General features: G+C 50.2%; 29 protein-coding genes and 2 tRNA genes. 4 read left to right on the forward strand and 27 right to left on the reverse strand.

From position 1 onward, the window contains the following. Nucleotides 1-68 precede the first annotated feature (68 nt). The 3 genes from ACZ5PT_RS16950 to ACZ5PT_RS16960 all read left to right on the forward strand — a co-directional run bounded on the left by ACZ5PT_RS16950 (nt 69) and on the right by ACZ5PT_RS16960 (nt 3,782). Nucleotides 69-1,352, forward strand: coding sequence for an O-acetylhomoserine aminocarboxypropyltransferase/cysteine synthase family protein (locus ACZ5PT_RS16950; protein ID WP_464264203.1), 1,284 nt, complete (start codon nt 69-71; stop codon nt 1,350-1,352). A gap of 144 nt (nt 1,353-1,496) precedes the next feature. Beyond that, nucleotides 1,497-2,783 (forward strand): homocysteine synthase, encoded by a 1,287-nt coding sequence (locus tag ACZ5PT_RS16955; protein WP_464264204.1) that lies wholly within the window; start codon nt 1,497-1,499, stop codon nt 2,781-2,783. 525 nt (nt 2,784-3,308) lie between these two features. Continuing rightward, the gene (locus ACZ5PT_RS16960) at nt 3,309-3,782 is read left to right on the forward strand and encodes a tRNA (cytidine(34)-2'-O)-methyltransferase (RefSeq protein WP_464266754.1); all 474 of its coding nucleotides are present in this window, start codon (nt 3,309-3,311) and stop codon (nt 3,780-3,782) included. Nucleotides 3,783-4,092: 310 nt separating this feature from the next. On the opposite strand, the gene htpG is transcribed toward ACZ5PT_RS16960, so the two are convergent. The 5 genes from htpG to ACZ5PT_RS16985 form a co-directional block, all read right to left on the reverse strand. Next, nucleotides 4,093-5,925, reverse strand: coding sequence for a molecular chaperone HtpG (gene htpG, locus ACZ5PT_RS16965; RefSeq protein ID WP_464264205.1), 1,833 nt, complete (start codon nt 5,923-5,925; stop codon nt 4,093-4,095). A 126-nt stretch (nt 5,926-6,051) separates the two neighbouring features. Next, the gene (locus ACZ5PT_RS16970) at nt 6,052-6,273 is read right to left on the reverse strand and encodes a hypothetical protein (protein WP_464264206.1); all 222 of its coding nucleotides are present in this window, start codon (nt 6,271-6,273) and stop codon (nt 6,052-6,054) included. 164 nt (nt 6,274-6,437) lie between these two features. Continuing rightward, nucleotides 6,438-6,914: a ferritin family protein gene (locus ACZ5PT_RS16975; RefSeq protein WP_464264207.1), complete on the reverse strand. Its 477-nt coding sequence runs from the start codon at nt 6,912-6,914 to the stop codon at nt 6,438-6,440. Nucleotides 6,915-6,940: 26 nt separating this feature from the next. Continuing rightward, nucleotides 6,941-7,105, reverse strand: coding sequence for a hypothetical protein (locus ACZ5PT_RS16980; protein ID WP_464264208.1), 165 nt, complete (start codon nt 7,103-7,105; stop codon nt 6,941-6,943). A 59-nt stretch (nt 7,106-7,164) separates the two neighbouring features. Next, the gene (locus ACZ5PT_RS16985) at nt 7,165-7,584 is read right to left on the reverse strand and encodes a secondary thiamine-phosphate synthase enzyme YjbQ (RefSeq protein ID WP_464264209.1); all 420 of its coding nucleotides are present in this window, start codon (nt 7,582-7,584) and stop codon (nt 7,165-7,167) included. Nucleotides 7,585-7,760: 176 nt separating this feature from the next. Here ACZ5PT_RS16985 and ACZ5PT_RS16990 point away from each other — a divergent pair, with 176 nt between their 5' ends. Continuing rightward, the gene (locus ACZ5PT_RS16990) at nt 7,761-8,666 is read left to right on the forward strand and encodes a glucosaminidase domain-containing protein (RefSeq protein WP_464264210.1); all 906 of its coding nucleotides are present in this window, start codon (nt 7,761-7,763) and stop codon (nt 8,664-8,666) included. Here the strand turns inward: ACZ5PT_RS16990 and ACZ5PT_RS16995 are convergent. The 22 genes from ACZ5PT_RS16995 to ACZ5PT_RS17100 form a co-directional block, all read right to left on the reverse strand. After that, nucleotides 8,604-9,734 carry a polysaccharide deacetylase family protein gene (locus ACZ5PT_RS16995; RefSeq protein ID WP_464264211.1) on the reverse strand — a complete coding sequence of 377 codons (1,131 nt, stop codon included), beginning with the start codon at nt 9,732-9,734 and terminating at the stop codon, nt 8,604-8,606. The genes ACZ5PT_RS16990 and ACZ5PT_RS16995 overlap by 63 nt on opposite strands. An 11-nt stretch (nt 9,735-9,745) precedes the next feature. Beyond that, on the reverse strand, nt 9,746-11,182 hold the full coding sequence (locus ACZ5PT_RS17000) for an HD domain-containing protein (protein ID WP_464264212.1): 1,437 nt from the start codon (nt 11,180-11,182) through the stop codon (nt 9,746-9,748). Between the two features lie 28 nt (nt 11,183-11,210). Then, on the reverse strand, nt 11,211-11,558 hold the full coding sequence (locus ACZ5PT_RS17005; RefSeq protein ID WP_464264213.1) for a histidine triad nucleotide-binding protein: 348 nt from the start codon (nt 11,556-11,558) through the stop codon (nt 11,211-11,213). A 25-nt stretch (nt 11,559-11,583) separates the two neighbouring features. Next, on the reverse strand, nt 11,584-12,540 hold the full coding sequence (locus ACZ5PT_RS17010; protein WP_464264214.1) for a peptidase U32 family protein: 957 nt from the start codon (nt 12,538-12,540) through the stop codon (nt 11,584-11,586). Further along, on the reverse strand, nt 12,537-13,313 hold the full coding sequence (locus tag ACZ5PT_RS17015) for an SAM-dependent methyltransferase (RefSeq protein WP_464264215.1): 777 nt from the start codon (nt 13,311-13,313) through the stop codon (nt 12,537-12,539). The genes ACZ5PT_RS17010 and ACZ5PT_RS17015 overlap by 4 nt, the downstream gene beginning before the upstream one ends. Further along, nucleotides 13,310-14,050, reverse strand: coding sequence for a TlyA family RNA methyltransferase (locus tag ACZ5PT_RS17020; protein ID WP_464264216.1), 741 nt, complete (start codon nt 14,048-14,050; stop codon nt 13,310-13,312). Before ACZ5PT_RS17020 ends, ACZ5PT_RS17015 begins: the two co-directional genes overlap by 4 nt. 141 nt (nt 14,051-14,191) lie before the next feature. After that, complete coding sequence (locus ACZ5PT_RS17025; protein ID WP_464264217.1) at nt 14,192-15,058, reverse strand: HDOD domain-containing protein; 867 nt, start codon at nt 15,056-15,058, stop codon at nt 14,192-14,194. Nucleotides 15,059-15,136: 78 nt separating this feature from the next. Next, on the reverse strand, nt 15,137-15,934 hold the full coding sequence (locus ACZ5PT_RS17030) for a TIGR00266 family protein (RefSeq protein WP_464264218.1): 798 nt from the start codon (nt 15,932-15,934) through the stop codon (nt 15,137-15,139). 42 nt (nt 15,935-15,976) lie between these two features. Next, entirely contained in the window at nt 15,977-16,636 is a 660-nt protein-coding gene (gene lipB / locus ACZ5PT_RS17035; RefSeq protein WP_464264219.1) for a lipoyl(octanoyl) transferase LipB, read from the reverse strand. 64 nt (nt 16,637-16,700) lie between these two features. After that, a tRNA-Val gene (locus ACZ5PT_RS17040) sits at nt 16,701-16,775 on the reverse strand. Nucleotides 16,776-16,849: 74 nt separating this feature from the next. After that, nucleotides 16,850-17,407 carry an HD domain-containing protein gene (locus ACZ5PT_RS17045; protein WP_464264220.1) on the reverse strand — a complete coding sequence of 186 codons (558 nt, stop codon included), beginning with the start codon at nt 17,405-17,407 and terminating at the stop codon, nt 16,850-16,852. Nucleotides 17,408-17,420: 13 nt separating this feature from the next. Further along, nucleotides 17,421-17,837 (reverse strand): PaaI family thioesterase, encoded by a 417-nt coding sequence (locus ACZ5PT_RS17050; RefSeq protein WP_464264221.1) that lies wholly within the window; start codon nt 17,835-17,837, stop codon nt 17,421-17,423. Next, a complete protein-coding gene (locus tag ACZ5PT_RS17055) occupies nt 17,830-19,173 on the reverse strand; it encodes a UDP-glucose dehydrogenase family protein (protein ID WP_464264222.1) in 1,344 nt (447 codons plus the stop codon). The genes ACZ5PT_RS17050 and ACZ5PT_RS17055 overlap by 8 nt, the downstream gene beginning before the upstream one ends. A gap of 75 nt (nt 19,174-19,248) precedes the next feature. After that, nucleotides 19,249-19,325, reverse strand: a tRNA-Arg gene (locus ACZ5PT_RS17060). A 62-nt stretch (nt 19,326-19,387) separates the two neighbouring features. Next, the gene (locus ACZ5PT_RS17065; RefSeq protein ID WP_464264223.1) at nt 19,388-19,903 is read right to left on the reverse strand and encodes an adenine phosphoribosyltransferase; all 516 of its coding nucleotides are present in this window, start codon (nt 19,901-19,903) and stop codon (nt 19,388-19,390) included. A gap of 8 nt (nt 19,904-19,911) precedes the next feature. Then, a complete protein-coding gene (locus ACZ5PT_RS17070; RefSeq protein WP_464264224.1) occupies nt 19,912-20,901 on the reverse strand; it encodes a sigma-70 family RNA polymerase sigma factor in 990 nt (329 codons plus the stop codon). Between the two features lie 66 nt (nt 20,902-20,967). Next, complete coding sequence (locus tag ACZ5PT_RS17075; protein WP_464264225.1) at nt 20,968-21,720, reverse strand: peptidoglycan DD-metalloendopeptidase family protein; 753 nt, start codon at nt 21,718-21,720, stop codon at nt 20,968-20,970. Nucleotides 21,721-21,793: 73 nt separating this feature from the next. Then, complete coding sequence (locus ACZ5PT_RS17080) at nt 21,794-22,414, reverse strand: YqaA family protein (protein WP_464264226.1); 621 nt, start codon at nt 22,412-22,414, stop codon at nt 21,794-21,796. Continuing rightward, nucleotides 22,411-23,067, reverse strand: coding sequence for a protein-L-isoaspartate(D-aspartate) O-methyltransferase (locus ACZ5PT_RS17085; RefSeq protein ID WP_464266755.1), 657 nt, complete (start codon nt 23,065-23,067; stop codon nt 22,411-22,413). The genes ACZ5PT_RS17080 and ACZ5PT_RS17085 overlap by 4 nt, the downstream gene beginning before the upstream one ends. Further along, nucleotides 23,067-23,825, reverse strand: coding sequence for a 5'/3'-nucleotidase SurE (gene surE / locus ACZ5PT_RS17090; RefSeq protein ID WP_464264227.1), 759 nt, complete (start codon nt 23,823-23,825; stop codon nt 23,067-23,069). Before surE ends, ACZ5PT_RS17085 begins: the two co-directional genes overlap by 1 nt. 9 nt (nt 23,826-23,834) lie before the next feature. Continuing rightward, a complete protein-coding gene (locus ACZ5PT_RS17095) occupies nt 23,835-24,197 on the reverse strand; it encodes a MerR family transcriptional regulator (RefSeq protein ID WP_464264228.1) in 363 nt (120 codons plus the stop codon). A gap of 17 nt (nt 24,198-24,214) precedes the next feature. Next, nucleotides 24,215-24,499, reverse strand: coding sequence for an integration host factor subunit alpha (locus ACZ5PT_RS17100; RefSeq protein ID WP_464264229.1), 285 nt, complete (start codon nt 24,497-24,499; stop codon nt 24,215-24,217). Nucleotides 24,500-24,521: the final 22 nt, after the last annotated feature.

Below are 24,521 nucleotides of genomic sequence, written 5' to 3' on the forward strand. Positions count from 1 at the left end.
CCATTGCAAAAACATCTGTTAAAATCCCCAGCTATTCTTTGTCAAATGTTTATCTGGAGGAGTCGATCATGAATCAAAACTGGAAAATTGAAACACAAGCAGTTCAAGGGAATTACGCTCCCAAAGCTGCTGAGCCGCGCACGGCACCGATCTGCCAGAGCACAACCTTTAAGTACGACAGTGCCGAACACATGGCCCAGCTTTTTGATCTTGATTGTGCTGACCCCTTTTATACCCGGTTGGGCAACCCAACGACCAGCGTTTTCGAAGAAAAAATAGCTTTAATGGAAGGTGGCGTTGCCGCACTGGCGACCTCATCCGGCCAGGCAGCTTGTGCGGTTTCGATCCTCAACATCTGTAAAACCGGCCAACATGTGGTATCAGCCAGCACTCTTTACGGCGGCACCTACTCGCTGTTTTCCAACACGCTGCCGAAAATGGGTATAGAGGCCAGCTTTGTCGATCCAGAAGCCTCCCTCGAAGAAATGAAAAAGGCCTTCCGCCCGGAAACCCGCTGCCTGTTTGCTGAAACCATTGGCAATCCCGGGCTCAATATCCTCGATTTCGAAAAGTTCAGCGCTTTGAGCAAAGCGATGGGTGTCCCGTTGATTGTTGACAACACCCTCGCCTCGCCGTTTCTGTGTAAACCGCTGAGCTTGGGTGCCGATATCGTTGTCCATTCGGCGACTAAATACATTGACGGGCACGGCACCAGCGTCGGCGGCGTGATCGTCGACAGCGGCAACTTTGACTGGACTTCTGGTAAATACCCAGAAATCAGCGAGCCGGACAGTTCCTACCACGGGCTCCGCTACACCGAAAAATTCGGCACGCTAGCCTACATCGTTAAAGCCAGAGCGCAATACATGCGCGACCTGGGAGTGACACCGGCACCGCAAAACAGCTTTCTCTTCAATCATGGTCTGACGACCCTGCCACTGCGGATGGAACGGCACAGTTATAACGCGCTTGCCTTGGCCAAGCATCTGCAGAAACACGCCAAGGTCTCCTGGGTCAACTATCCGGGCCTGGAAAGCCACCCCAGCTTCAGCAGCACGCAGAAGTATCTGCCCAAGGGAGCCAGTGGCGTTTTAACCTTCGGCATCAAAGGTGGCCAGCCTGCCGGGATCAAATTCATGGAAGCGTGCAAACTGATCGCCATGGTTGTCCATGTTGGCGACGCCCGCTCCTGCGTCCTGCATCCGGCCAGCACCACCCACCGGCAACTCTCCGCGGCAGAGCAGAAAGCCTCAGGGGTTGCCCCCGACCTGATTCGAATTTCCATCGGCATTGAGCACATCGACGATATCATCGCAGATGTTGATCAGGCGCTGGCCAGCAGTAACGACTAACCGCACAAGCACGCGGTCTCTGGTATCATTGAAGGGCAAGCCATTTTGGCTTGCCCTTTTTTATTCCCTGCTATAGCATGGCTTTCTTTACCATTTCACTTTCGCCGATGACATTTATTGCACACTAGTGATTGAGGTTTTCATATGGACGATAACATTAAGTATCAAGATGGCACCCTGGCCCTGCACGCCGGACAAATCCCCGATCCGACCACCAATTCCCGTGCCGTGCCTATCTATCAGACCTCATCCTACACCTTTGACTCGGCTGACCATGCGGCAAACCTGTTTGCCTTAAAAGAGATGGGCAATATCTACACCCGGCTGATGAATCCGACCACCGACGTGCTGGAAAAACGTTTGGCGGAACTAGACGGCGGAGTCGCAGCGCTGGCCCTCGCCTCAGGTTCAGCCGCGATCACCCTAGCGATCCTGAATATTGCCCAGTGCGGTGACAATATTGTTACCAGCAGTTCTCTGTACGGTGGCACCTACAACCTCTTCAACCACACCTTCAAGCGGATGGGCATTACGGCTAAATTTGTCGACAGCAGCGACCCGGCCAACTTTGCCGCTGCCATCGACGAGAATACCAAGGCCATCTTTGTTGAATCGATCGGCAATCCACAGAACAATGTCGACGATTTCAAAGCGATCGCCAAGGTTGCCCACGACCGCGGCTTGCCATTGATCGTCGACAATACCGTCACTACGCCGGTGCTGTTCAAACCGATCGAGCACGGCGCCGATATCGTCTGTTATTCGCTGACCAAGTTCATCGGCGGACATGGCACCAGCATCGGTGGTGCGGTGGTCGACAGCGGCAATTTCGACTGGTCGTGTGGTCGCTTTCCGGAATACACCCGCCCCGATCCGAGCTACCACGGACTGGTCTACCACGAGGCGCTCGGCAATCTCGCCTATATCCTGAAAATGCGCATTACCCTGCTGCGCGACATGGGCCCCTGTCTGTCGCCATTTAATGCCTTCCAATTCCTGCAAGGCCTGGAAACCCTGCACGTGCGGATGCCACGGCACTGTGAAAATGCCCTCAAGGTTGCCCAACATCTTGAGCAACACGAGCTAGTCAACTGGGTCAATTATCCAGGACTGGAAAGCCACCGCGATTACGATAGAGCGCAGCAGTATCTGCCCAAGGGACAAGGGGCGATTCTCGGTTTTGAAATCAAGGCGGGACTTGAGGCGGGGAAAAAGTTTATCGACAGCGTTAAACTCGCCAGCCACCTGGCCAATATCGGTGATGCCAAAACCCTGGTTATTCATCCAGCCTCGACCACCCACCAGCAGTTGACCGCCGAGCAGCAGCAGGCCGCGGGGGTAACGCCGGGCATGATCCGCGTTTCCGTTGGTATTGAGGATGTTGCCGACATTATTGCCGATCTCGACCAGGCACTGCAGGCGACTGTCTGACATATCCAACCATGATGCAACTCAATGGCGGCGGGCACTCATATGTCCGCCGTTTTTTTTGCTTATAGAAGGGAAACCAAAGGCTTTTAACCGCAGATGTACGCTGATTTTCGCAGATAAGGGCAGGATATAAAAATGGGACATCAAGAGTTTTTGTGCCGTAAAGTCATAATCATTCTCGCCCGTTCGCTCTCGCTCACTAGAGAAGCAGAGGGCGCAGAGCAGTTATGAGACAAATTCTAAGCAAAGGAATTTGCCGCAGATGTACGCTGATTTTCGCAGACAAGGGCAGGATTAACCCCTAACCCCATGTTTTTTTAAATTATAAAGCCAAAGACTTATGCTTTTCTCTGCGAACACCGCGAGCTCTGCGTGAGATAGAATTTGCATTTAAAGTCTACGGGATTAAAAAAAGATCACATCTGCGTTCATCCGCGTTCATCTGCGGCTAAGATCTGCCTGTCGCCCTAAATCATGAAGGTTTATTTTTGCCATCAGACGTCCGATATGCTAACGTCCCGCGCCATGCAAACTAACGAACACTTCAATATTGTCCTGATCGAGCCGGAGATCCCACCGAACACGGGAAACATCGGCCGGCTCTGCGCTGCGACCGGAACCCACCTGCATCTGGTTGGCAAGCTGGGCTTCTCCCTTGATGACAAACATCTGCGCCGTGCCGGACTCGATTACTGGCCGGAGGTTAAATTGCACCGCTGGGATTCGCTGGAACAGTTGCAGCTGGAATACCCGCAGGGCAGCTACTGGTTCACCTCAAAAAAGGCGACCAAAAGCTACACCAAAGCGGCCTTCAAACCGGGCGATTTTCTGGTTTTTGGCAAAGAGACATTGGGGCTGCCGGAGGATCTGCTTGAAGAGCAAAGCGACCACGCCCTGCGCATCCCGATCTTTTCTCCCGCAGTCCGTAGCCTCAACCTCGCAAATTCGGCGGCGATCCTGTTGTTTGAGGCACTACGGCAGAACGACCTGCTGGATTAAACAGCCATCACTCTAAAACAAAAGGCCGAGCCAATCAGACTCGGCCTTTTGTTATTCTGCTGTTGCGGGCAACCCGTGGGTTGCCCCCCCCCCCTGCACTAAATTTGCGGACGACACTGAATGGCGCTAATTTAAAGGTAGATGGCAGCGAATCCGGGACTGTCCCCGCATGGGGGCTGTCCCAGGCTTTTGCGGTGCGAACCGCCACAGTTTCAAGGCCCGTAAACTCTTGGGACAGCCCCCGATGGTGCTGGGGACAGTCCCAAGTTTACTACAAAACTGCTAAAACTAGCGCCATTCCGGACGACGCTTAAATCATCCCGAGCAATTTACTGCTGCGCTCAAGGAACGCTGCCATGCGGTCTTTATCAATTGCCTGATGCGAAAGCATCGCCAAGTCATAAATCTGCTCGATCAGCAATCCTGCCGTTTCTTTATCCGCCTCTTGCAAATCAAGAACCTTTTCGATCGCCGGGCTGGCGGCATTGACCATCAAGGTGTGATCGGCAAACATGTCCGGCATCTCGCCCTTCCCCATCATGCTGGTCATCTCTTTGAAACGCCGCTGCTGCTCGTTGAGCAGGATGATCCCTGAAACCGAATCATCCTTGAGCGTCTCGATGCGGATGTGCAAGCCCTTGATATCGAGCTCCGCCTTGAAGATCTCCTCAATCCGCTCATCACGACTTTTATTGTCGGCGTCAACAACCTTTTCACTGACATCCTGTTCAATCAGATTTTCGGTCACATCCGAGTCGACCCGCTCAAACTTAATATCGCTGTTTTTTGATTCGAGGAACTGGATGAAGTGATTGTCGATCATGGCATCAAGGACCAACGCCTCCATCCCTTGTGCCTTGAACATTTTCAGGTAGGTCGCCTGAATACCCTCGTCGTTGGCGTAATAAACCTTATTTTCATGCGATTCTTTGGCCCGTTCCAGATAGGCAGGTAGAGTGCTGTATTTATCTTCGCCGGTCGAGCGGTAGATCACCTGATCCTTGACCTTCTCGTAGAACTTATCCTCACGCATCATGCCGTATTTGACAAAGGTGTGGATGTCTTCCCAGATCGGCTCGAAAATCTCGCGGTCCTTCTTCGCCAGCTCGACCACCTTGGCGGCAACCCGTCCGCTGATGACCTCGCGAATCTTGCGCACCTGCGGCTCATTCTGCAGATAGCTACGGGAAACATTGAGCGGCAAATCAGGAGCATCGAGACAGCCCTGCAGCGGGGTGAGGAATTCCGGGATCAACTCCGGCGTACTGTCGGAGACAAACACCTGGTTGCAGAACAGTTTGATGTGACTTTTGGTGACATCGAATTCGTTGGTCAAGCGGGGGAAATAAACGATCCCTTTCAAATTGAAGGGGAAATCGAAATTCAAATGAATCCAGAACAGCGGGTCTTCCGACATGGGATAGAGCTTATGGTAAAACTCTTTGTACTCATCATCAGATATCTCATTGGCTGAGCGGGTCCAGAGTGGGTTTTTATCGTTGACCTCTTCGCCCTCCAGGCAGATCGACACCGGCAGGAAGTTACAGAACTTCTTCAACACTTCGCGGGTACGATCAGCATCGAGAAACTCTTTTTCGTCGTCATTCAGATGCAGGATGACCTCGGTACCACGCTCAGACTTATCGGCAGCGGACAATTTATAGCTGGTGGTTCCAGAACACTCCCAGTGAACCGCCTCAGCATCCGGCTGATAAGAAAGTGTGCGGATCTCAACATTTTCAGCAACCATAAAGCTGGAATAAAAACCGAGGCCAAAATGGCCGATGATCTCATTCTTATCTTCGAGACTTTTGAATTTTTCAATAAAGTCCTCTGCCGAAGAAAAAGCGACCTGGTTGATATACTTACGCACTTCATCTGCTGTCATGCCGAGACCGTTATCGACGACAGTCAAGGTTCCGGCTTCTTTATCGATACGGATATCAACCTTATATTCATCGGCCAATTTAAGACCATCAATCAGGTTAATATTCTGCAATTTATGAATCGCGTCGACGCCGTTCGATATCAATTCGCGCAGAAAAATATCTTTTTCGCTGTACAACCACTTCTTGATAATCGGAAAGATATTTTCCGTATGGATCGAGATTGAACCTTCTTCATTCTGTAGCTTATCTGACATGTCTATACCTCCAGTTTATTGATTAACGCACAGAAAGATAAGTACCATGGCAGGTTTTGTCAAGGGCACAAAAAAGACCCATATCAAATCTTTCGATATGGGTCTTTGAGTTCATATGTCGAAAACTTACAAACCGGGGATCGCCGCTATCCCCCGACAGAAGAAATAAATGGCAAACAACATCGGCATAATGACATTGGTCAAGAAATGAAACAATAGTCCCTGACTGCGTCCCCAAACTTTTTTCATCAAGGTTAAACGGAAGTATTCCTTTTCCGCCAATAAGCGTAACAGGGAGACCGCGACAATATAAAATCCAAAGAGCGCTTTAACAATATCCAGTTCCATAGCAACCTCCGGCAAAACGTTGTTATAGCAACTCTAGCAGATCAAATATTGCTTTGCAACCTGGTGTTTTTTCGACTATTTGTTATATTTTACCCTTTAAGTAAAAAAGGGATCCCAATGTATGGAATCCCTTTTTTAATGCAACAACTGAAAAACCAAACTTACTAGTTTTCAGTCAAAAAATATCTTTCATAAAAATCTTCTAGAGTCTTCAAATGGCGCGTTTCATCAGCCAGCAAACGCTGAAACAAAGGAGCCATCGGAGCACCTTCACAGCCACTCATCAAACGTTTATAAAAGTCTACAGCACCCTTTTCCAAATGAATTGCGTAAGCCAGGGACTGACGTGCATCGGCATCAGGGGTAATTTCTTTTTGCTCGAACATATAATCCAGGTTCATGGAAGGCACCGGTTTGGCCATATCAGCACTATTGGCATTGTGCCCTTCAAGCAAAGCCAACTCCAACTTCTGCTTATGTTCGAGCTCATCGGCAGCAGCATCGCGTAAAATAGCCTTTGCCTGACGATCTTTCACAATTTTGATGGCATAGAGGTAATTACGAAAACCCTCTTCTTCCATTACGATCGCTTTTTCCAGGGCTGCATCATAGGTATAACAGACGCCTTCTTCTAAACTCATCTCGTTTCTCCCATTCATCAAAATGTTCAATAAATTACGATATAACCATGCTTTTCAGCAATCTTCGAAATTTCCAACACGTCATCAATCTCGTAGTTGCTCCCATCAAGCACAAAGGTATAGCCCCCTTCGGGCTTCTCTTCCGACAAACCAATCAAGTACTCGTAACTCGCGGTTTTAATGGTTTCCATCCGTCACCTCACAGGTCGATCAAATAAAGTGAAATAATACCATATAGATGTATACAAAGTCACTCCCCAATGATCTTAACCAGAACCCGCTTGCGCCGCTGACCGTCAAATTCACCGTAAAATATTTGTTCCCAGGGGCCAAAATCGAGCCGCCCATCGGTCACCGCGACAACAACTTCGCGTCCCATAACGGTTCGTTTTAAATGTGCATCACCGTTATCTTCGCCGGTATTATTGTGCTGATAGTGACTGATTGGCGCGTGCGGAGCAAGTTCTTCCAGCCAGCGCTCAAAATCACAATGCAAACCATGCTCATCATCGTTTATAAACACAGAGGCGGTGATGTGCATAGCATTACACAGGAGAAGCCCCTCCCGAACACCACTTTCCTTAAGGCATGCATCTACCTGCGGTGTGATATTGCGGAATTCACGTCGGGTGGGGATATCGAAGCAAAGTTCTTTGCGGTATGTTTTCATCGAAGTATAGACCTTTTTAAGATTCTCGATTCTTATTCAATTATAGATAGTTGCAAATCAATCAATTTACGACCCAGGACCCAAGCGCTGAAAACCATTGACTCGAAAGTAGAATCTCTATATAAAGTCAGGCTGCCCTGCAGAGAGAACAATGACTTAACGGGGCCACAATACATATGATGATAAAAACTTCTCCCATAAAAATTATTCTACTCCTCTGCGGTATGCTTACTCTGCTGTTGGCCAGTTGCTCTGACAGCGCTGCACCAACTTACCAGGGATCAGATGTCAAGGTCCTAAAAACCGACCTGACAAAGGATCTGGAAGAAATATTCCAGAGTTACAGCTACAATCTCGATAATCTTGATCAGGGCGTACCCCCGCTGATCCTGCAAGCCATGCCCAAAGATTTATCCGAAATTACATCGAACCACCGAAAAAAACAGCTGTTTTTCAAATCCCTGTTACCGATGATTTTGTTGGCCAACAACGAAATTCGACAAGAACGTGAGCAAATCTTAAAATTCCAGCGTATGGTTGAGCAAGGTTTATCATTAACTGAAAGTCAGCTGCACAGCCTCACCTCACTGGCAAAACAGTACAAAATCAAAAGCGCCACAATCACCTCAAAACAGGCATTCACAGAACTACTGATCCGCGTTGACACCATTCCGGCGGAACTCGCGATGGCACAGGCCGCGAACGAATCCGCCTGGGGAACCTCACGCTTTTCACAGCTGGCCAATAACCTGTTCGGCGAATGGACGTTCCAGCCAGGCACAGGCATTGTCCCAGAGGGCCGCCCCGAAGGTGCGACCTACGAAGTTCGTCGTTTTCAAAACGTCTATGAATCGGTTCGCTCTTACCTGCGCAACCTGAATACGCATTTTGCCTATCAAGAGTTACGTCAATTGCGCGCCGCTGCCAGGGCCGAAAATCTGCCACTGGATGGTTCTCTGCTGGCAGAGGGCCTGTTCCGCTATTCAATCCGCGGTCAGGATTATGTCAAAGATTTACAATCACTTATCCGTATCAATCGCCTCAATCGGTTCGCTGCTGTCAACCTCAGGGTGCGCGGCTGAATCACTCCCTTGCGGCATTTCCAACGCTGGCAATTTAGCATTCACCCAGAGCTGGCTGAACCAGTGCCATCCCCCTTTTTTACCCGGGACCGTCAGGGTGTATTTGTTGCGCCGACTGCTCAACGGTTGCTCAGCGACAACGCGATACCAACCCTGCCGGCCGTCCACAGCTTCAACGCGACAACTGTTCTCCCCTTGGACAAAGCAGTTAACCCGCCGCATATCAACTTCATCCGTTTCGATCTGCAGCAATAACTCCGGTGGTGTATTGATGACCACCGGGCTAAACGGTTCCTGCTGCGCGACAACCAGCGACTTCATCGCCAGCTTATTTTTAAACCCTTGCAAGGTCGCATAAGGCCCGCCCATCGGGAAGCGCGGCAAAGTAAACAGGTCATGAGCGGAATGGATGACACCCGACTGCTGAGCGTAGCCAGCAGTGAAACCGAGCTCTTTTATCAGCTTAACCACTGCTGTGGAATATTCCCCGTAGGGATAGACAAAGAGCTGCGGAACCATTCCAAGATGCTGTTCAAATTGCTGCTGCGACTTATTGATATCGCTGCGGATTCGCTCACGCCAGGCAGAAAAAGATTCGCCCTCCTCCTTTTCAACCAGATAGGCATGGCTTGCCGTATGGTTGCCGATCTCCACACCCTCGTCAGCCAGAGCCTTGATTTCATCCCAATCCAGGTAACCATGCGTGCCGACAGCGTCAGTGTTAATAAACAGAGAAACCGGATAGCCGTATTCGCGCAGCAGCGGCATGCCCACCTCGGCAAAAGAGGTAAAGGCATCATCAATACAAAGAGCCGCCCCTTTTTCCGGCAACGGTTCACCAGCAATTAGGCGCCTGACGACCTCCCCCAAAGATAAAACCTGATAGTTATTCTCTTTGAGATAAGCTAACTGTTGAGAAAATATCTGCGCCGAAATATTCGTCGAGGGATAACGACTTTCATCGAAGCGATGATAGATAAAAGCATTGACCTGCCCGGCAGAAGTCGCCTGAGCCACCGGTCCAAAGGACAGCACGGCCAACAGCAATGCGACGACAGTTTTGAACATAAATAAACCAATCAGTTTCGGGAGGATCTAACTTTGTTACGCAGGTAACGACGGATGGTGTTACGACCTTTGGGGGTGATTGCCCACTCTAACCACTTCGGCAGCACTTCTGGTTTTTCCGAGGTTTCGATGGCAACCTGATCACCATCCAGCAAACGGGTCTTCAATTGCCGTGTGCGACCATTAATCAAACCACGGCGGGCGTGCAAACCGAGTGATTCATGGATATCGAAAGCAAAATCGAGGACGCTGCTCCCTTCAGGGAGGGTGCGACTTTCACCACGTGGGGTATAAACCTGGATGGTTGCAGAGGCAAGCTTGAGCGATTCGGTATCAAACGCGGACTCACCATCGAGCAATGACTTCATCAGCGAGCGGAAATTATCGTGACGAAACTTGAAACCGGGCGCCAACACACCGGAGTGGTTAAAACGGGCCAGTTTGCGGGTAGTAATCTCAACCCGCATCCGCTGCTCCCCAACCTGTACCGTAGTCTTTAATGCCTGATAGCCATGCTTGGAGGTGAGGTTGAGATGATCGCGAAGTTTACCGGGAATCGGCGGAAACAAGCCATGTAACAGACCGAGGAAGGTGTAGGCATCCATCATCCGATCAACCTGCACTTCCATCGTATAGAGGGTCGCAAAGCCGCGTTGCATGGCTTGGGTGGCGGCAATAGAGAAAGGACGCCAACGATCTTTCAAAACGACCGAAAATTTATGTTGTTCACAGGCTCCCATGATTTTAGCCCGGGTTTTACGCAGGTAGTCGGTGTTGCCTTTTTTCAGCAAGTCGATTTTCTGATTATATTTTTTACCGCGTGCGGGATACAGCAGGTTAAACGACAGGGACTCCAACTCGGTCGCAACATAGCCCATCCCCAGGTGCTGCGCCAAAGGCACATAGACACTGCGAGTTTCCTCGGCGATCAAGCTCTGTTTTTGCGGTGGCAGGGCGTCGATGGTCAACATGTTGTCCATCCGGTCCCAGAACTTAAGGCAGAGAACGCGGATATCATCAATCGCAACCAGAACTGTTTTACGATAGGTTTCCTTCTTTAGCTCATCGCGAGTCTTCGCTTCCGAGGTGACCTTGGTCAAGCCATCGACCAAATGCGCGACCTCACTGCCATACTTTGCTTCTACATCCTCCAGGGTTACGGGGGTATCTTCAACAACGTCATGCAGCAGTGCGGCAATCACCGAGGAAAAATCCATCCAGTGTCGAGCAGCCAGATGCGTAACCCGTAAGGGGTGAAAAATATAGGGTTCACCCGACTTGCGCACCTGCCCCTGATGCGAAGTCCGGGCATCGGTCAATGCCTGTTCGACCCGCTGCAGCTCATGATCAAGTTCTTCCTCAGAAAGGCTGGCACCGTAATGGGTCACCAGCAGTTCCATGATTTCGTTGATCATGCGTTGTTCTGTTTTGGCGTTAAACTTACTCATCAGAATATTTCAAACTCAATCAACGGTATCAACCGGGAGGCCAGCTCAAATCGCGGCCACCGAGCAAGTGAAAATGGAGATGCCAAACAGATTGGCCAGCTGCCTCATTGCAATTATTCACCACTCTAAAGCCATCCTCGGCAAAACCAAGATCGTTGGCCAGCTTGCCAGCAACCTGATAAATATGCCCGATCAAGTTATTGTCCGCCGTGGTTAAATCGAGGGTGGTCCGGATATGCTTGCGCGGCACAATCAGTAAATGATGAGGAGCCTGCGGAGTAATATCCTCAAAAGCAATCAGATCCTCATCTTCGTAACGGATGGTAGCTGGGATTTCTCCCGCTGAGATTTTACAGAAAAGACAGTCGGAAACCATGGTTGTTCTCCTTTCTGATATCAATTCATCCCTTTGAGTAGAGTTCGGGATAGTAACAAACATTTTCGCTACAGCCTATGCCAAAATGCTCACGATGGGCCTGCAAGGCCTTTTGTCGATACCGGGATAACGGCAATTTTAACTGAGCCAATTCAAGAAAGTTTTTTGCCAGCTGCATATTCTTAATTTTCCGCAACATCGGTGCGCCGCGCCCGACAAGTTTCAATCCTTTGATTCCAGCATTAAGCAAACCAGGGAGCGCGCAAAGCCCACAACCGTGTCGCCGGTCAGTCTGCTCCCAGCTCTGCTGCTTAGTCATCGCCTGCTGAACTGAGATGCTCTCCTTGCCGACAGGCTCCAGCTGGTAAGAGATTTCACATGGCCAGATTTTATCGGCACTGGAATGATGAAAGGTACAGAGTCCTTCGGTATTTGGACACTTGCCGACCAGTAGAAAAGCATCGCAATCCAATTCGGGGACGTTTGCACAAATACTCCCCATCTCGGAGACCGTCAAATGGCGCGGCAGAATAACGCGTCCAATCCCCTGCTGCTGATAAAAACGGATTGCCGCTGAATTTGCTAAATGGGCAAGTGTGCTGGCATGATAAAGCAGGTCGGGGAACTCTTGTTTCAATAACCGCAACAGCGCCAGATCAGCTAAAATGACACTGCTGACACCGGCAGAAGCCGCCTCGCCAACATAATCGAGAAGCAGCGGTATTTGCTGTTCGGAATAAAAGGGGGAATTCAAGGTCAGGGCAAATTCGGCTCCCTGTTGCTGACAGCAGTCGACAATCTGTTTTAAATCAGCCAAAGAATCAATCTGCGCGCCGGCAAAAGTGCGCTGATTGATTGAGGCCAACAAGCCGAAGCGCTGCTGCCATTTTTGCGGAACGTAGCCACCGTACAGCTCATCGGCGCCTGCCTGGAGTAGCGGCTCGGCCTCGCCAGCATGATCTATCGGCGAAATCAGCCTCATCGGCCTTCGGCCTCCTTACGCTGTTTCCACATCGTACTACGCCGGTAATCCCACCACGTCCCATCAACCTTCGCCTGCAAGGTATCGCCGACCACCACCAGGGTTAAAGCCGGTCTTTTTGTCGGGTCATCGAGATAAAAATAATCATGCCCCTGACAGGCATCAACAATGGTATCCAAGGTCGCCTCAATGATCTTTTCCTCGGATAACCCGAGCCGATGCAACAAGGCGATAGGCACGTTGCTTCCATAGCCCTGCCGCAACCTATCGACCAATTCTTGCAACGGCATATTATTCATGTAAATCAACAGGGTCACCCCCGGTGCAGCCAGATCTTCCAGCGTAGGGCTGCCTGCTTTGTCCCCCAGAGTTTTCGGCGAAACAATCACCGTCCGATTGCAAACCGAGGGGAGATCGAGGGTCTTTTTTAAGCGCGCGGATGCCGCATTGGCAACGCCAACTCCGGCAATAACCTCGGCTCGTTCAGCAAAATGATCGATCAAGCCCTGAAAAGGGGAATAAAAAGTCAGATCACCTGGAATCAAAAAAGCGACCGTTGTTGTTTCTAACTGCTGCTCGATGAGGGTGATTAACTCAGCATAGTCATAGTCAAAGGGAATCAAAATCTGCTTCCCCTGCAGGCGGGAAGCAAAGGTTTCGTCATAGGGCAAGTGCAGATAAACGATATCCGCACCCTGCAACGCCTCTGCACCTTGCAAAGTCAGCAGTTGCGGATCCCCGGGGCCAGCGCCGATAAAATACACCTGGGTCATGCTGTGCCCCCTTTTCGCAGATAAATCAGAAACTCACGATTGCCTTTCGGGCCGAGGATCGGACTCTCTTCAACACCGAGGACACCACAGCCAAGATCGACTGCAAGTTGTTTTACACTATCAACCACCTGCTGATGCTGTGCGGGATCTTTAACCACTCCGCCTTTACCGACCTTCCCCTTGCCAACCTCGAACTGTGGTTTGATCAGGGCAATAATCTCGGCATCTTCCGTTAGCAAAGCGAGCGTACTGGGGAGAACTTTGGCCAAAGAGATAAAAGAAGCATCTATCACCGCCAAAGAGGGTAACTCCGATAATTTATCTGCCGTCAGGGAGCGGATATTACAGCGCTCCATATTCACCACCCGTCGATCATCGCGCAGTTTCCAGGCCAACTGACCATAACCGACATCAATTGCGTAGACCTTAGCGACACCGTTCTGCAACAAACAATCGGTAAAGCCACCGGTCGAAGCGCCCACATCGATAGCAACCCGTCCCGGCAGGTGCAGCGGAAAACTCTGGAGGGCTTTTTCCAGCTTCAACCCACCGCGCGAGACATAAGCAAGGTCCTCCCCCTTAAGCCGTATCTGCACATCGACATCAACCCGTACCCCGGCCTTGTCCATGCGATGATCGTCAACAACAACCTTCCCCGCCAGAATCAACGCCCTGGCCCGTTCGCGCGAAGCAGCCAACCCGAGGTCGACCAACAATTTATCCAACCGCTCTTTCATTCTCACCCTTTACTCAAATCAATCTTTTCAATTGGTTAGCATAAATAAAGTTATCCTGTTAAGCAACAGGCACAGCAAAGCAAAAAATAAAAAAAGGGAGGCACTCGGCCTCCCCCTTTAACATTTCCCAATAGTGTAAATTTAACCAACAAAAAACTCTCTATTTTCGGCAAAGACCAGTTCTACTTCGCAGATAGCTTCCTCGACTTCAGCTTCCTCTAGCTCGAGGGCTTTGGCTCCGAGGCAATTGGCAACATCAACCGTTTCATCTGGTTCGCGCTGACCAATGCCCAAACGCCTACAAACCGTATCCGACAAATTAACTGTCGCCGTCAAACGATAAAGCTCCCGGCTTTCTTCAGCGACTTCCTCCTCGACTGGGATTTTCAAATCGTCGTGATGCAGGGTCGTCATCACCAGCGAGCGATTGAAGTTCCATTTATCAAGGACTGCAGCACCGACAACCGCGTGCGCATAAGGGAAGTAATTACCCTCTAAGGCCGAGTCACTCCCCTCGCCCGAATAAACAGCTTCAGCCAAGGATTGATAGGCTTCTGCGTCGCTGTAATTCATGACAACTTTGCCGAGATGACGAAACAATCCGGCCAAAAAAGCCTCTTCCGGATCGGCACTGGAAAACTTTCTTGCCAAGATCCGGCCTCCGATTGCACAACCGATGGAATCTTCCCAAAGCAATTTTTCCAGCAAGCCGTAAGATTTGTTCATCCCTTCAAGGCTTGCCGCCAGAATCAGACTGCGCAAGGTTCGTTCGCCAACCACAGCAATCGCATGGTCAAGGGTTTTGATTTGCCGCGACATGCTATAAAAAGCTGAGTTAGCCACCTTAAGCAGGCGAGCAGAAACAGCAGGGTCACTGGATACAGCATCTCCTAGCTTACTGTAGTTGACATTCGGATCACCGAGCAGCTCTAGAACTTTCGTCGCCACAGCTGGCATTGGCGGTAAATCGCTGATTGAACGGACGACATTTTGGAAAGCGGATGACATTTACAATTTCTCCCTGACGATTAATTATGGCAATGACTTAATCATAACAGAATTCGTTTCCAACACGGGCAGAAAAACTCAATCACCATCCATCATTCGCCCAAGTCCACCCAACAACGACCCTTCGCCCTGCTGCTTGCCACCGGCCGCTGGAGCATGGGCAAGGATTCGGTCGGCCAAGCGACTGAAAGGCAAACTCTGCAACCAAACCCGTCCGCTACCACGGAGCGTTGCCAGAAACAGTCCTTCACCACCAAAAAACATACTCTTCAAACTGCCGGCACGTTCAATGCTGTAATCGATAGTCGACTCAAAGGCGACAATACAACCGGTATCAACCCGCAAAGTTTCACCATGTAGATTTTTTTCGATAATGGTGCCGCTGGCATGCATAAACGCCATGCCGTCACCGCGTAACTGCTGTAGAATAAAACCCTCACCACCAAAAAAACCGGTTCCCAGCCGACGCTGAAAGGCAATACCGACCTGAGTTCCAGATGCAGCACAAAGGAAGGCGTCTTTCTGGCAAAGGATTTGATTGCCAGAAATGGTTGCCAGATCGAGAGGGATGATTTTACCGGGATAAGGGGCGGCAAACGCAACATGTTGCTTACCGGACCCGCTGTTGGTGAAATGGGTCATAAAGATCGATTCACCGGTGAGAGCCCGTTTTCCAGCGCCCAGCAACTTGCCGAACAAGCCCTGTTCCGGCTCAGAACCATCCCCCATCCGCGCTTCAAAGCTGATCCCTTCTTCCATATAGGTCATGGCACCAGCTTCGGCAACGACTGTTTCGTTCGGGTCCAATTCAACTTCAACCATCTGCATATCATCACCGATGATTTTATAATCGACCTGATGACATTTCATCTTCATCCTCCATCGAAAACAGTCACGCTAAAAACATGACTTATACTATCAGGGTTTCAGTTCATAAGCGAAGCTGTTGAGAAAATATTTAATAAATTTTTGCTTAAAAATGACCAAATCAGGCTCGTAGCCAAGCTCGAAGGCAACCGAGGTCACTTTCTCTTGCGGACGCCCACAGGGAACAATCATAGTGAAGGTTTTCAGATCATTATTAACATTTAAGGCGATACCATGGGAAGATATCCATTTCTTAACAGCGATGCCGAAGCTGCAGATTTTGCGGCCATTGACCCAGACACCGGGCTCTCCTGCCTTAAGCTCACCTCGCAGACCATAGTCCGCAAGCACCGTAATGACAGTCTTAAGAAATGCAGCGGAAAACCAACGTAAATCTTTGTGCTTCAAGGCGACGATCGGGTAGGCAACCAACTGACCCGGTTCATGAGCCGTTGCCAGTCCGCCACGGTTGATGTACTGCAAGCCGACGCCGGACGAACTAAACTCTTCTTCGGTCAATAACAGATCGGCGTCAGACCCGCGCCGCCCCAGAGTAACAACCGCCGGATGCTCTACCAGCACCAGGCTATCAACACCCTGCCCCGCCAAAAGCGCCTGTACCATCCGTTCTTGGCGTACGAAAGCTTCTTCATAGCCAAGCAGACCCCAATCTTCCACCTTTAAAGGTGTCAACGGCAGCGTAACCGGCATCACGGATTCTCCCCTGGAAAACAAAACAGGGAGTCGCACCGCAGCGCAACTCCCTGTAATTATTTGGTGGGCGGTACTGGGATTGAACCAGTGACCCTTCGCGTGTGAGGCGAACGCTCTCCCGCTGAGCTAACCGCCCTGATCGGTCTGACTTTATAACAATATCGATTCTAACTGTCAATACGAGAATCAGCGGTTCGACGCTTCTATCAGTCAGTACGCTGGCCCACTATGGTCAGGCAGATAGAGCGCTTTGGCTGCCCGGTAACCTGCCTCAGTCACCAGGGCCTTTAAGAGGATGGATTCGATCGCGTGGGAATTTTTACCGTCAACGACCTCAGCTAAATTTACCAGCGCATCAGCATCCCACAAGACTCTAAATTCGGGAGAATCAACTCCCTGCGGAGTATGGTGATTGCCGACTAATCCACACACCTGGTTGATGAGATCGTCATCTGCACCGATATCAGCCAATAACACTCTGGCAATTGGCGGACCCTCCTGTTCTTGAAGTTTAGCGTCGCAACGATCGTACTTACGCTCTGCCTCGGGGATACCAATATCGTGCAGGTAAGCGGCGCAAAGAGTCACTACCGGATCAGCGTCAACATAACTGAGCAAACTAACCGCGTGCTCGGTCACATCGTGCGCATGCGCAATGCGACGCACATCGGTCGCAAAATATGACTCCATCAGTTGACGGACCTGCTCAAGAAAAAGTCGATCGTGGGTCGTCAAATCAGCCAATGCGGGCTTTTCTAAATCCGACATCCCAACCTCCTTGTTAGCGATCGAGAATAAATACTTTCGCCGCGGCTTCAGCATAAAGGGTATCGTCGATCTTCAGCTGTGCACTTGCCTGCCAGATTTTTCGGCTACTATCTGTCAACTGACCGGAAACCACGACCATAGCCCCAACCGGAACCGGTTTACGGAAACGGATTTGAAGCTCGGCGGTAACACACTGATCGGCTTTTGCACGACAGGCATAAATGCATGCTTCATCGAGCAGCGAGGCAAGAATACCGCCATGGATGACATCCTGCCAGCCCTGAAATTCGGCCGGCAGCTGTAAGGTTGCGTGACTGCTGCACCCTTCAACATCGGTGCTAAATTCAGCTTTTAATCCGATGGGATTTTCCGCACCACAAACAAAGCACGAGGAATCATCAGCGACTTTCATCTCTGGCTTTTTATTCATATGACAAACGACCGACTCCGACATACTCAAACCCTTCACTGCGGATATATTCCGGATCGTACTGATTCCGGCCATCAAAGATGATCGTCTGTTTCATAGAGCGGCGCATGGCCGCAAGATCCGGATTACGGAACGGTTTCCACTCGGTCACCAACAGCATGGCATCAACCGCCTGCAGCGCTTCGTACTGATTGGACACCAATTGCAATGCACCAGAGTCAAACCACTGCTGCGGCAATTCCTGCTCTGCGATTTCCATTGCCACCGGATCGTAAGCCAACACCCTGGCCCCGGCAGCAATCAGATCGGCGATCAGAGTTTTGGCTGGAGCCTCGCGCATATCATCGGTACCGGGCTTAAAAGAAAGGCCCCATACGCCGAAAACCATCCCGCTAAGATCGGCACCGAAACGGCTGTTCAACTGACGACTGAACCATTTTTTCTGCTGCTGATTGCGCTCTTCAACAGAGAGCAATAACTCGGGCTCAAAACCAACGTCCTGCGCCATGCGGATCAACGCCTGAACATCCTTCGGAAAACAGGATCCGCCGTAACCACAACCAGGATAGATAAAGGAGAACCCGATCCGTGAATCAGACCCGATCCCGCGACGAACATTCTCGACATCCACCCCTAACAGTTCACAAAGGTTGGCAATTTCGTTGATAAAGGAAATTTTGGTCGCCAGCATCGAGTTGGCTGCGTACTTGGTCATCTCGGCATCACGAATTCCCATGAACATCGTTCGCTCATGGTTGCGGTTAAAGGGCGCATAGAGTTGCCGCATTATCTCGCAGGCCTTGTCGCTGTCACTGCCGATAATAATCCGATCAGGTTTCATGAAATCATCAATCGCCGCACCTTCCTTGAGGAATTCCGGATTACTGACAACATCAAAGGGGATCTGCAGGCCACGCTTTTCCAGTTCATCGGCAACAGTCTTACGAACCAGATCAGCAGTGCCGACCGGAACTGTTGATTTATTGACAATGACACAATACTCGGTCATCAACCGACCGATCTCCCGGGCGACGGCCTGCACATATTTCAGATCGGCGGAACCATCTTCACCTGGCGGAGTACCAACAGCGATAAAATAAGCATGGGAGCTCTCCATCGCCTCAGACAAACTGGTGGAGAAAAGCAAGCGCTCCTCGGCATAATTCCGCAGCACCATTGCTTCAAGCCCGGGCTCATAGATCGGCAACTGTCCTTGTTTTAAACCTGCAATCTTCTTTTCATCAACATCGACGCAATAAACACGATTCCCCATTTCGGCAAAACAAGTCCCGCTGACCAGACCCACATACCCGGTTCCAACGATAGTCAGGTTCATCAAATTCTCCAAATCGTGAGATAATTTTAGAAACAAAAATGGGTTACTAATTCGTAACCCATATTGCTTAATTATTGGCGACCCCGGGTGGATTCGAACCACCGACAATCACCTTAGGAGGGTGCCGCTCTATCCAGCTGAGCTACGGGGCCGTGCGCAAGCTTATACCGCAGCAAAAATGATTTTTCAAGCCAATGCTGCTAAACATCAAAAGTTAAAATTTCAACAAGCTGAAAACTTTTCCTTCCGGCAATTTACTGCGGCCATTGAGAAACTCAAGCTCGGCCATAAACGCACATTCATGGATTTCAGCTCCGAACTGACTGACTAAATCGACGACAGCCGTCATCGTTCCACCGGTTGCCAGAAGGTCGTCAGCGATAATCACCCGGTCACCAGGCTTAAAAGCGTCTTCATGGACTTCCAGGGTATCACTGCCATACTCCAGGTCATAACTGATACTGCGGGTCTTGTAGGGCAATTTACCCGGTTTACGCACCAGAGTAATGCCGGTACCAAGTTTATAGGCAAGAGCCGAACCGAGGATAAAACCACGTGCTTCGATACCGACAATCTGATCGATTTTTTCGCCAATATAACGATGCGCCAGCAAATCCACCATCCGATGGAAACTTTTAGCATCAGCGAGTAAGGTAGTAATATCTTTAAAAACAATCCCTTTTTTAGGGAAATCGGGAATATCCCGGATAATATCCTTCAACTGATCCATGACTACTCCTAGAGCGATGACTCGTCCATATCCACATCTAAAACACGTTCTGCTAAGGTTTTCCTTAACTTTGCCAGGCTTTTTGCTTCGATCTGCCTGATTCTTTCCCTGGTGACGCCAAATTTCTGCCCAATCGTATCCAGGGTCTGTGGTTCACGATCATCCAGCCCAAAACGGAGCGCGAGGATCTCGCGTTCGTTCTCCGTCAGATCATCCATCCATTCAAGAACGTGAGCGAAGCGATCCAGATCTTCAATCATGCTGCCGGGATCAACAAGGTTTTTATCTTCTATGGTATCGATCAGGCTGTAGTCGTTATTGTCCCCCATCGGATGCTCGATGGAGTAGGTTTTTTTCAACAGGATCATCATTCGCCGCACATAGGCGACATCGGCCCCCATCGCCTCGGCGACTTCTTCGAGACTCGGATCACGTTTCTTTCGCTGTACCAGTTCACGACTGACTTTAACCAGGCGGTTGATGTCATCGGCAACATGAACGGGTAAACGGATGGTACGACTCTGGTTAACCAGCGCACGCTCTATCGATTGTCGAACCCACCAGGTGGCATAGGTTGAAAAACGGCAGCCCTTGCTGACCTTGAACTTTTCCACCGCCTTGATCAGGCCCATGTTCCCTTCTTCGATCAGGTCAAGAAAGGGCAAACCCCGATTCATATAACGTTTGGCAATCTTTACCACCAAGCGCAAGTTCGACTCGATCATCCGGGCGCGAGCAGCCTCATCCCCTTGTGCGATCAGGCCAGCAAGCTCACGTTCATCTTCAGCTGTCAGCAGGTTGCTTTTCTGGATTTCCTTCAAGTACAGCTTGATGGCGTCAGCTGCAACGTATTCCTCTTCGCGAACAACCTTCTCCTCAGCGGGAGATTCCTCGGCAGCAGGCACCTTGGGGGTATCTGACGGATCAACCTCAGTAAAACCGTCCATCTCTTTATTATCATTTGCGCCACGACCAAACTCAGAAATCAGATCATCCATCGAGCCCTCCCAAAAAAACAAAACAACATCGGAACGTTAAAACGCAGTCTATGAGACGTTGAAAGCTTAAGGCAAGTATAAAATCGGATTAACCGCACGCTTGCCTTTACGCACTTCAAAATGCATTCTCGCCGAACCTCCGGCTGGTGGCACTCCAGAAAGGGCAATCTTTTCTCCCTTGCTGACAAAATCACCCTGCCGAGCATAGTTCCGTTGATTAAAGCCGTAAACGGTAAACAAATCATTTTCATGCTGCAGAATAATCAAATGACCATAGCCCTGCACGCCATCGCCGCTATAGATGACCTTTCCCGCTTCCGCAGCCAGGACAGAACTCCCCGAGCTGACGCCAATCTCAATCCCCTTACCACCGCCTGCCTTGGCTGTCGTGCTGAAAGAACGGACAATCTTCCCACGGAGCGGCCACTGTAATTTTTTAACTTCGGTCGACTTGGAGGAACGCTGCTGCGGAGTAATCTTAGGCGTGCTCTTTTTGCCGCCTGACTTACTGACAGTCGATGGCGTTGCCTTCTTATTCGCTGACGACTTCTTCGTAACGACTTTTTTGCTTACTTTTTTTTGCTTCACCACAGAAACGGAACGGACGCGGTCGGCTTCGGGAATAAAGAGACGGGTTCCGGACCGCAGCCGGGTAGGATCGGAAATACGGTTCGCCTTGGCGAGGGATGCTTCGCTAACGCCATAGGTACGACTGATGCGATAAAGGGTTTGCCCCGGTTTGACGGTATGGTAAATACCGCCGCCACAGGCGGTCAGGCTAACGAGCAAGAGGACAAGCAGACACCAGCGACCGTTCATGAACAAACAGCCTTCTCGTCGCGCATATGTCGTCCAGCAACTGAACATCCAACAACACCTGTAAGACCGATCATCAGTGAAAGAATTTTACCAGCAACAAAATCCCTATCAGCAAAACCACAAACAAGATGGTCAATAAATTGAAATATTTTTCGATCAGCACCCTGGCAGGTCGGCCCAAATAATAGAACAGTGCCGCGACGAGAAAAAAACGCAAACCACGACTCACCAATGATGCCCCGGCGAACACGGCGAAATTTATCTCAAATGCACCCGACGCAATGGTAAAAACTTTATACGGGATGGGAGTGAAACCAGCAGCAAAAACAGTCCAGAAATCATACTGGTCAAAAAGTGACTTGACCTGGGCAAAGCCTTCTGGAGAAAATCCAGGGACATAGTGGAAGAAAAATGGACTGATGCCATCCCAGACACCCCAGCCGATCAAATAGCCTAAAAGTCCACCCAGAACTGAACCAATGGTTGCCACCAGGGCGAAACGATAAGCTTTTATTGGAATTGCCAGACAGAGTGCGATCAACAAAACATCAGGCGGCACAGGGAAGAAACTGGCCTCGGCAAATGCCAGCAATCCAAGTGCTGGAACCCCATAGGGAGTATTGGCCCAGGAAAGGACCCAATCATATATTCGACGTACAATTTTCATAGAATGACTATCATCCCGCAGATTCAATCGGTCGAATCTGTCTGCCAACCCTGCTTGCCGATCAATGGTACAAAGCGGCAGCCCATCAATTGCTCCCGTTTAAAGGAACCATTTTCCTGCCGCGTTATCCGCATCAGGATCTGCTGCAAACGATCACCAACCGGCAGGACCAGTTTTCCGCCTACCTCAAGTTGGTCAAGATATTCTGACGGGATATCCGGAGCTCCGGCAGCCACCAGGATTCCGTCAAACGGTGCCTGATCACGCCAACCGATGGTGCCGTCAGCGACCTTAATGTTGACATTGCTCAGACACAATTGATCCAGGACTTTGCGCGCCCTGCCAGCCAGCAACGAGATCCGCTCAATGGAATAAACCCGTTTAACCAGCATCGACAAAACCGCACTCTGATACCCCGAACCGGTGCCTATTTCCAGAATCCGTTCGTGCCCCTTTAAATCGAGAGCAGCAGACATGGCGGCAACCATATACGGTTGAGAGATGGTCTGCTTTTCGCCGATCGGCAACGAGGCGTCGCTATAGGCGTGACTCTGCAAACCGGGTTCAACAAACAAATGACGGGGAACCTGCAACATGGCATCGATAACCCGCGGATCATCAACACCACGGGCGATGATTTGCTGTTCAACCATGCGGCGGCGGGCAACAGAAAAGTCTATCAATTGGAATCCAAAGTAGAATCTAACGACCAACTTTCTAATGCCGAAAAGGAAGCATCATTGGTCAGGTTGGTGTGTAGCGGAGTTACTGAAATCAGTTTTTCATGCAGAGCATTGCAATCACTCCCCGGGATATTCTCAAAACCGACATCACCGCCGCCAATCCAGTAATATTGACGCCCACGAGGATCTTGCTTAACAGTCACGGCGTCACCATAGCGACGCTTCCCCTGGCGTGTCAACTGAACCCCGCGGTAACCTCCGGCGGGGACATTGACATTAAGAAAGGTATCGGGAGGCAGACCGTCACGGATAATATGATCAGCGATTTGTCGAGAAAAATTCGCCGCTAGGGTCAAATCTGTCGGCACAAACTTGCGACAGTCAAGGGACACCGCAAATGCTGGCAGCCCCATCAAAGAGGCTTCCATGGCCGCGCAGACGGTCCCAGAATAAGTAATATCGTCACCGACATTACTCCCACTATTAATCCCTGAGACGACTAAATCGGGAGCCTGCTGTAACAAACCATGGATACCGAGGTTGATACAGTCGGTTGGTGTCCCATCGACAGCAAAGACGTCCGGTTTGATTTCTTCAGCCCGTAACGGTCGCTCCAGAGTCAAAGCATGGCCGACAGCACTGCGATTGCGGTCCGGGGCGACAACAACAACCCGGCCAAGATCCTTTAACGCTGCGGCTAAGGCTCGGATACCAGGTGAACGTACCCCGTCATCATTGGTTACCAAAATTAACACAGGAGCCCTTTATTCATCATGAGAGTCACCACCTAAACGGTGGCGAATGCGTAATAAATCACTCTTGATCTGCGCTAGTATCTCTGCCGGGGATTCTCCGGCACTGTTTGGTAGGTCCTGCGAGCGCAGGTCTTTATTGAGTTTCTTTCGTGCACCGGCAATAGTAAAGCCCTGCCGATAAAGCAGATCCTTTATCAACAGGGCTGTTTCGACATCGGTTCGACGATAGAGACGCTGATTGGCGCGGCTTTTAACTGGCTGCAGGGCAGAAAACTCAGTCTCCCAATAACGGAGAACATGCGTTTTCAGCTTCAACAGATCAGCAACTTCGCCGATTTTAAAATAGAGCTTTTCAGGTATCTCGACCGCCATTTAGCTCAATACACACATCAAGAATCTTCGTCGTTAATCGCAGCCTTCAGAACCTGACTCGGCTTAAAGGTCAAAATCTTCCGCGAAGAAATCTCGATTTCGTCTCCAGTTTGTGGATTACGTCCACGTCGTGAAGCCTTCTCTTTAACAACAAAATTACCGAATCCAGCAATCTTGATTTTCTCTCCAGCTTCGAGCGTGGTCTTCATCAAATCGAAAACCATCTCAACAATCGCGGCCGATTCTTTTTTGGAGAAACCGGTCGTCAGGTAAATACTTTCAATCAGATCAGCTTTGGTCATAATCCCTCCCGCACATCCGTAG

The organism is Desulfuromusa ferrireducens (genome assembly GCF_055389805.1).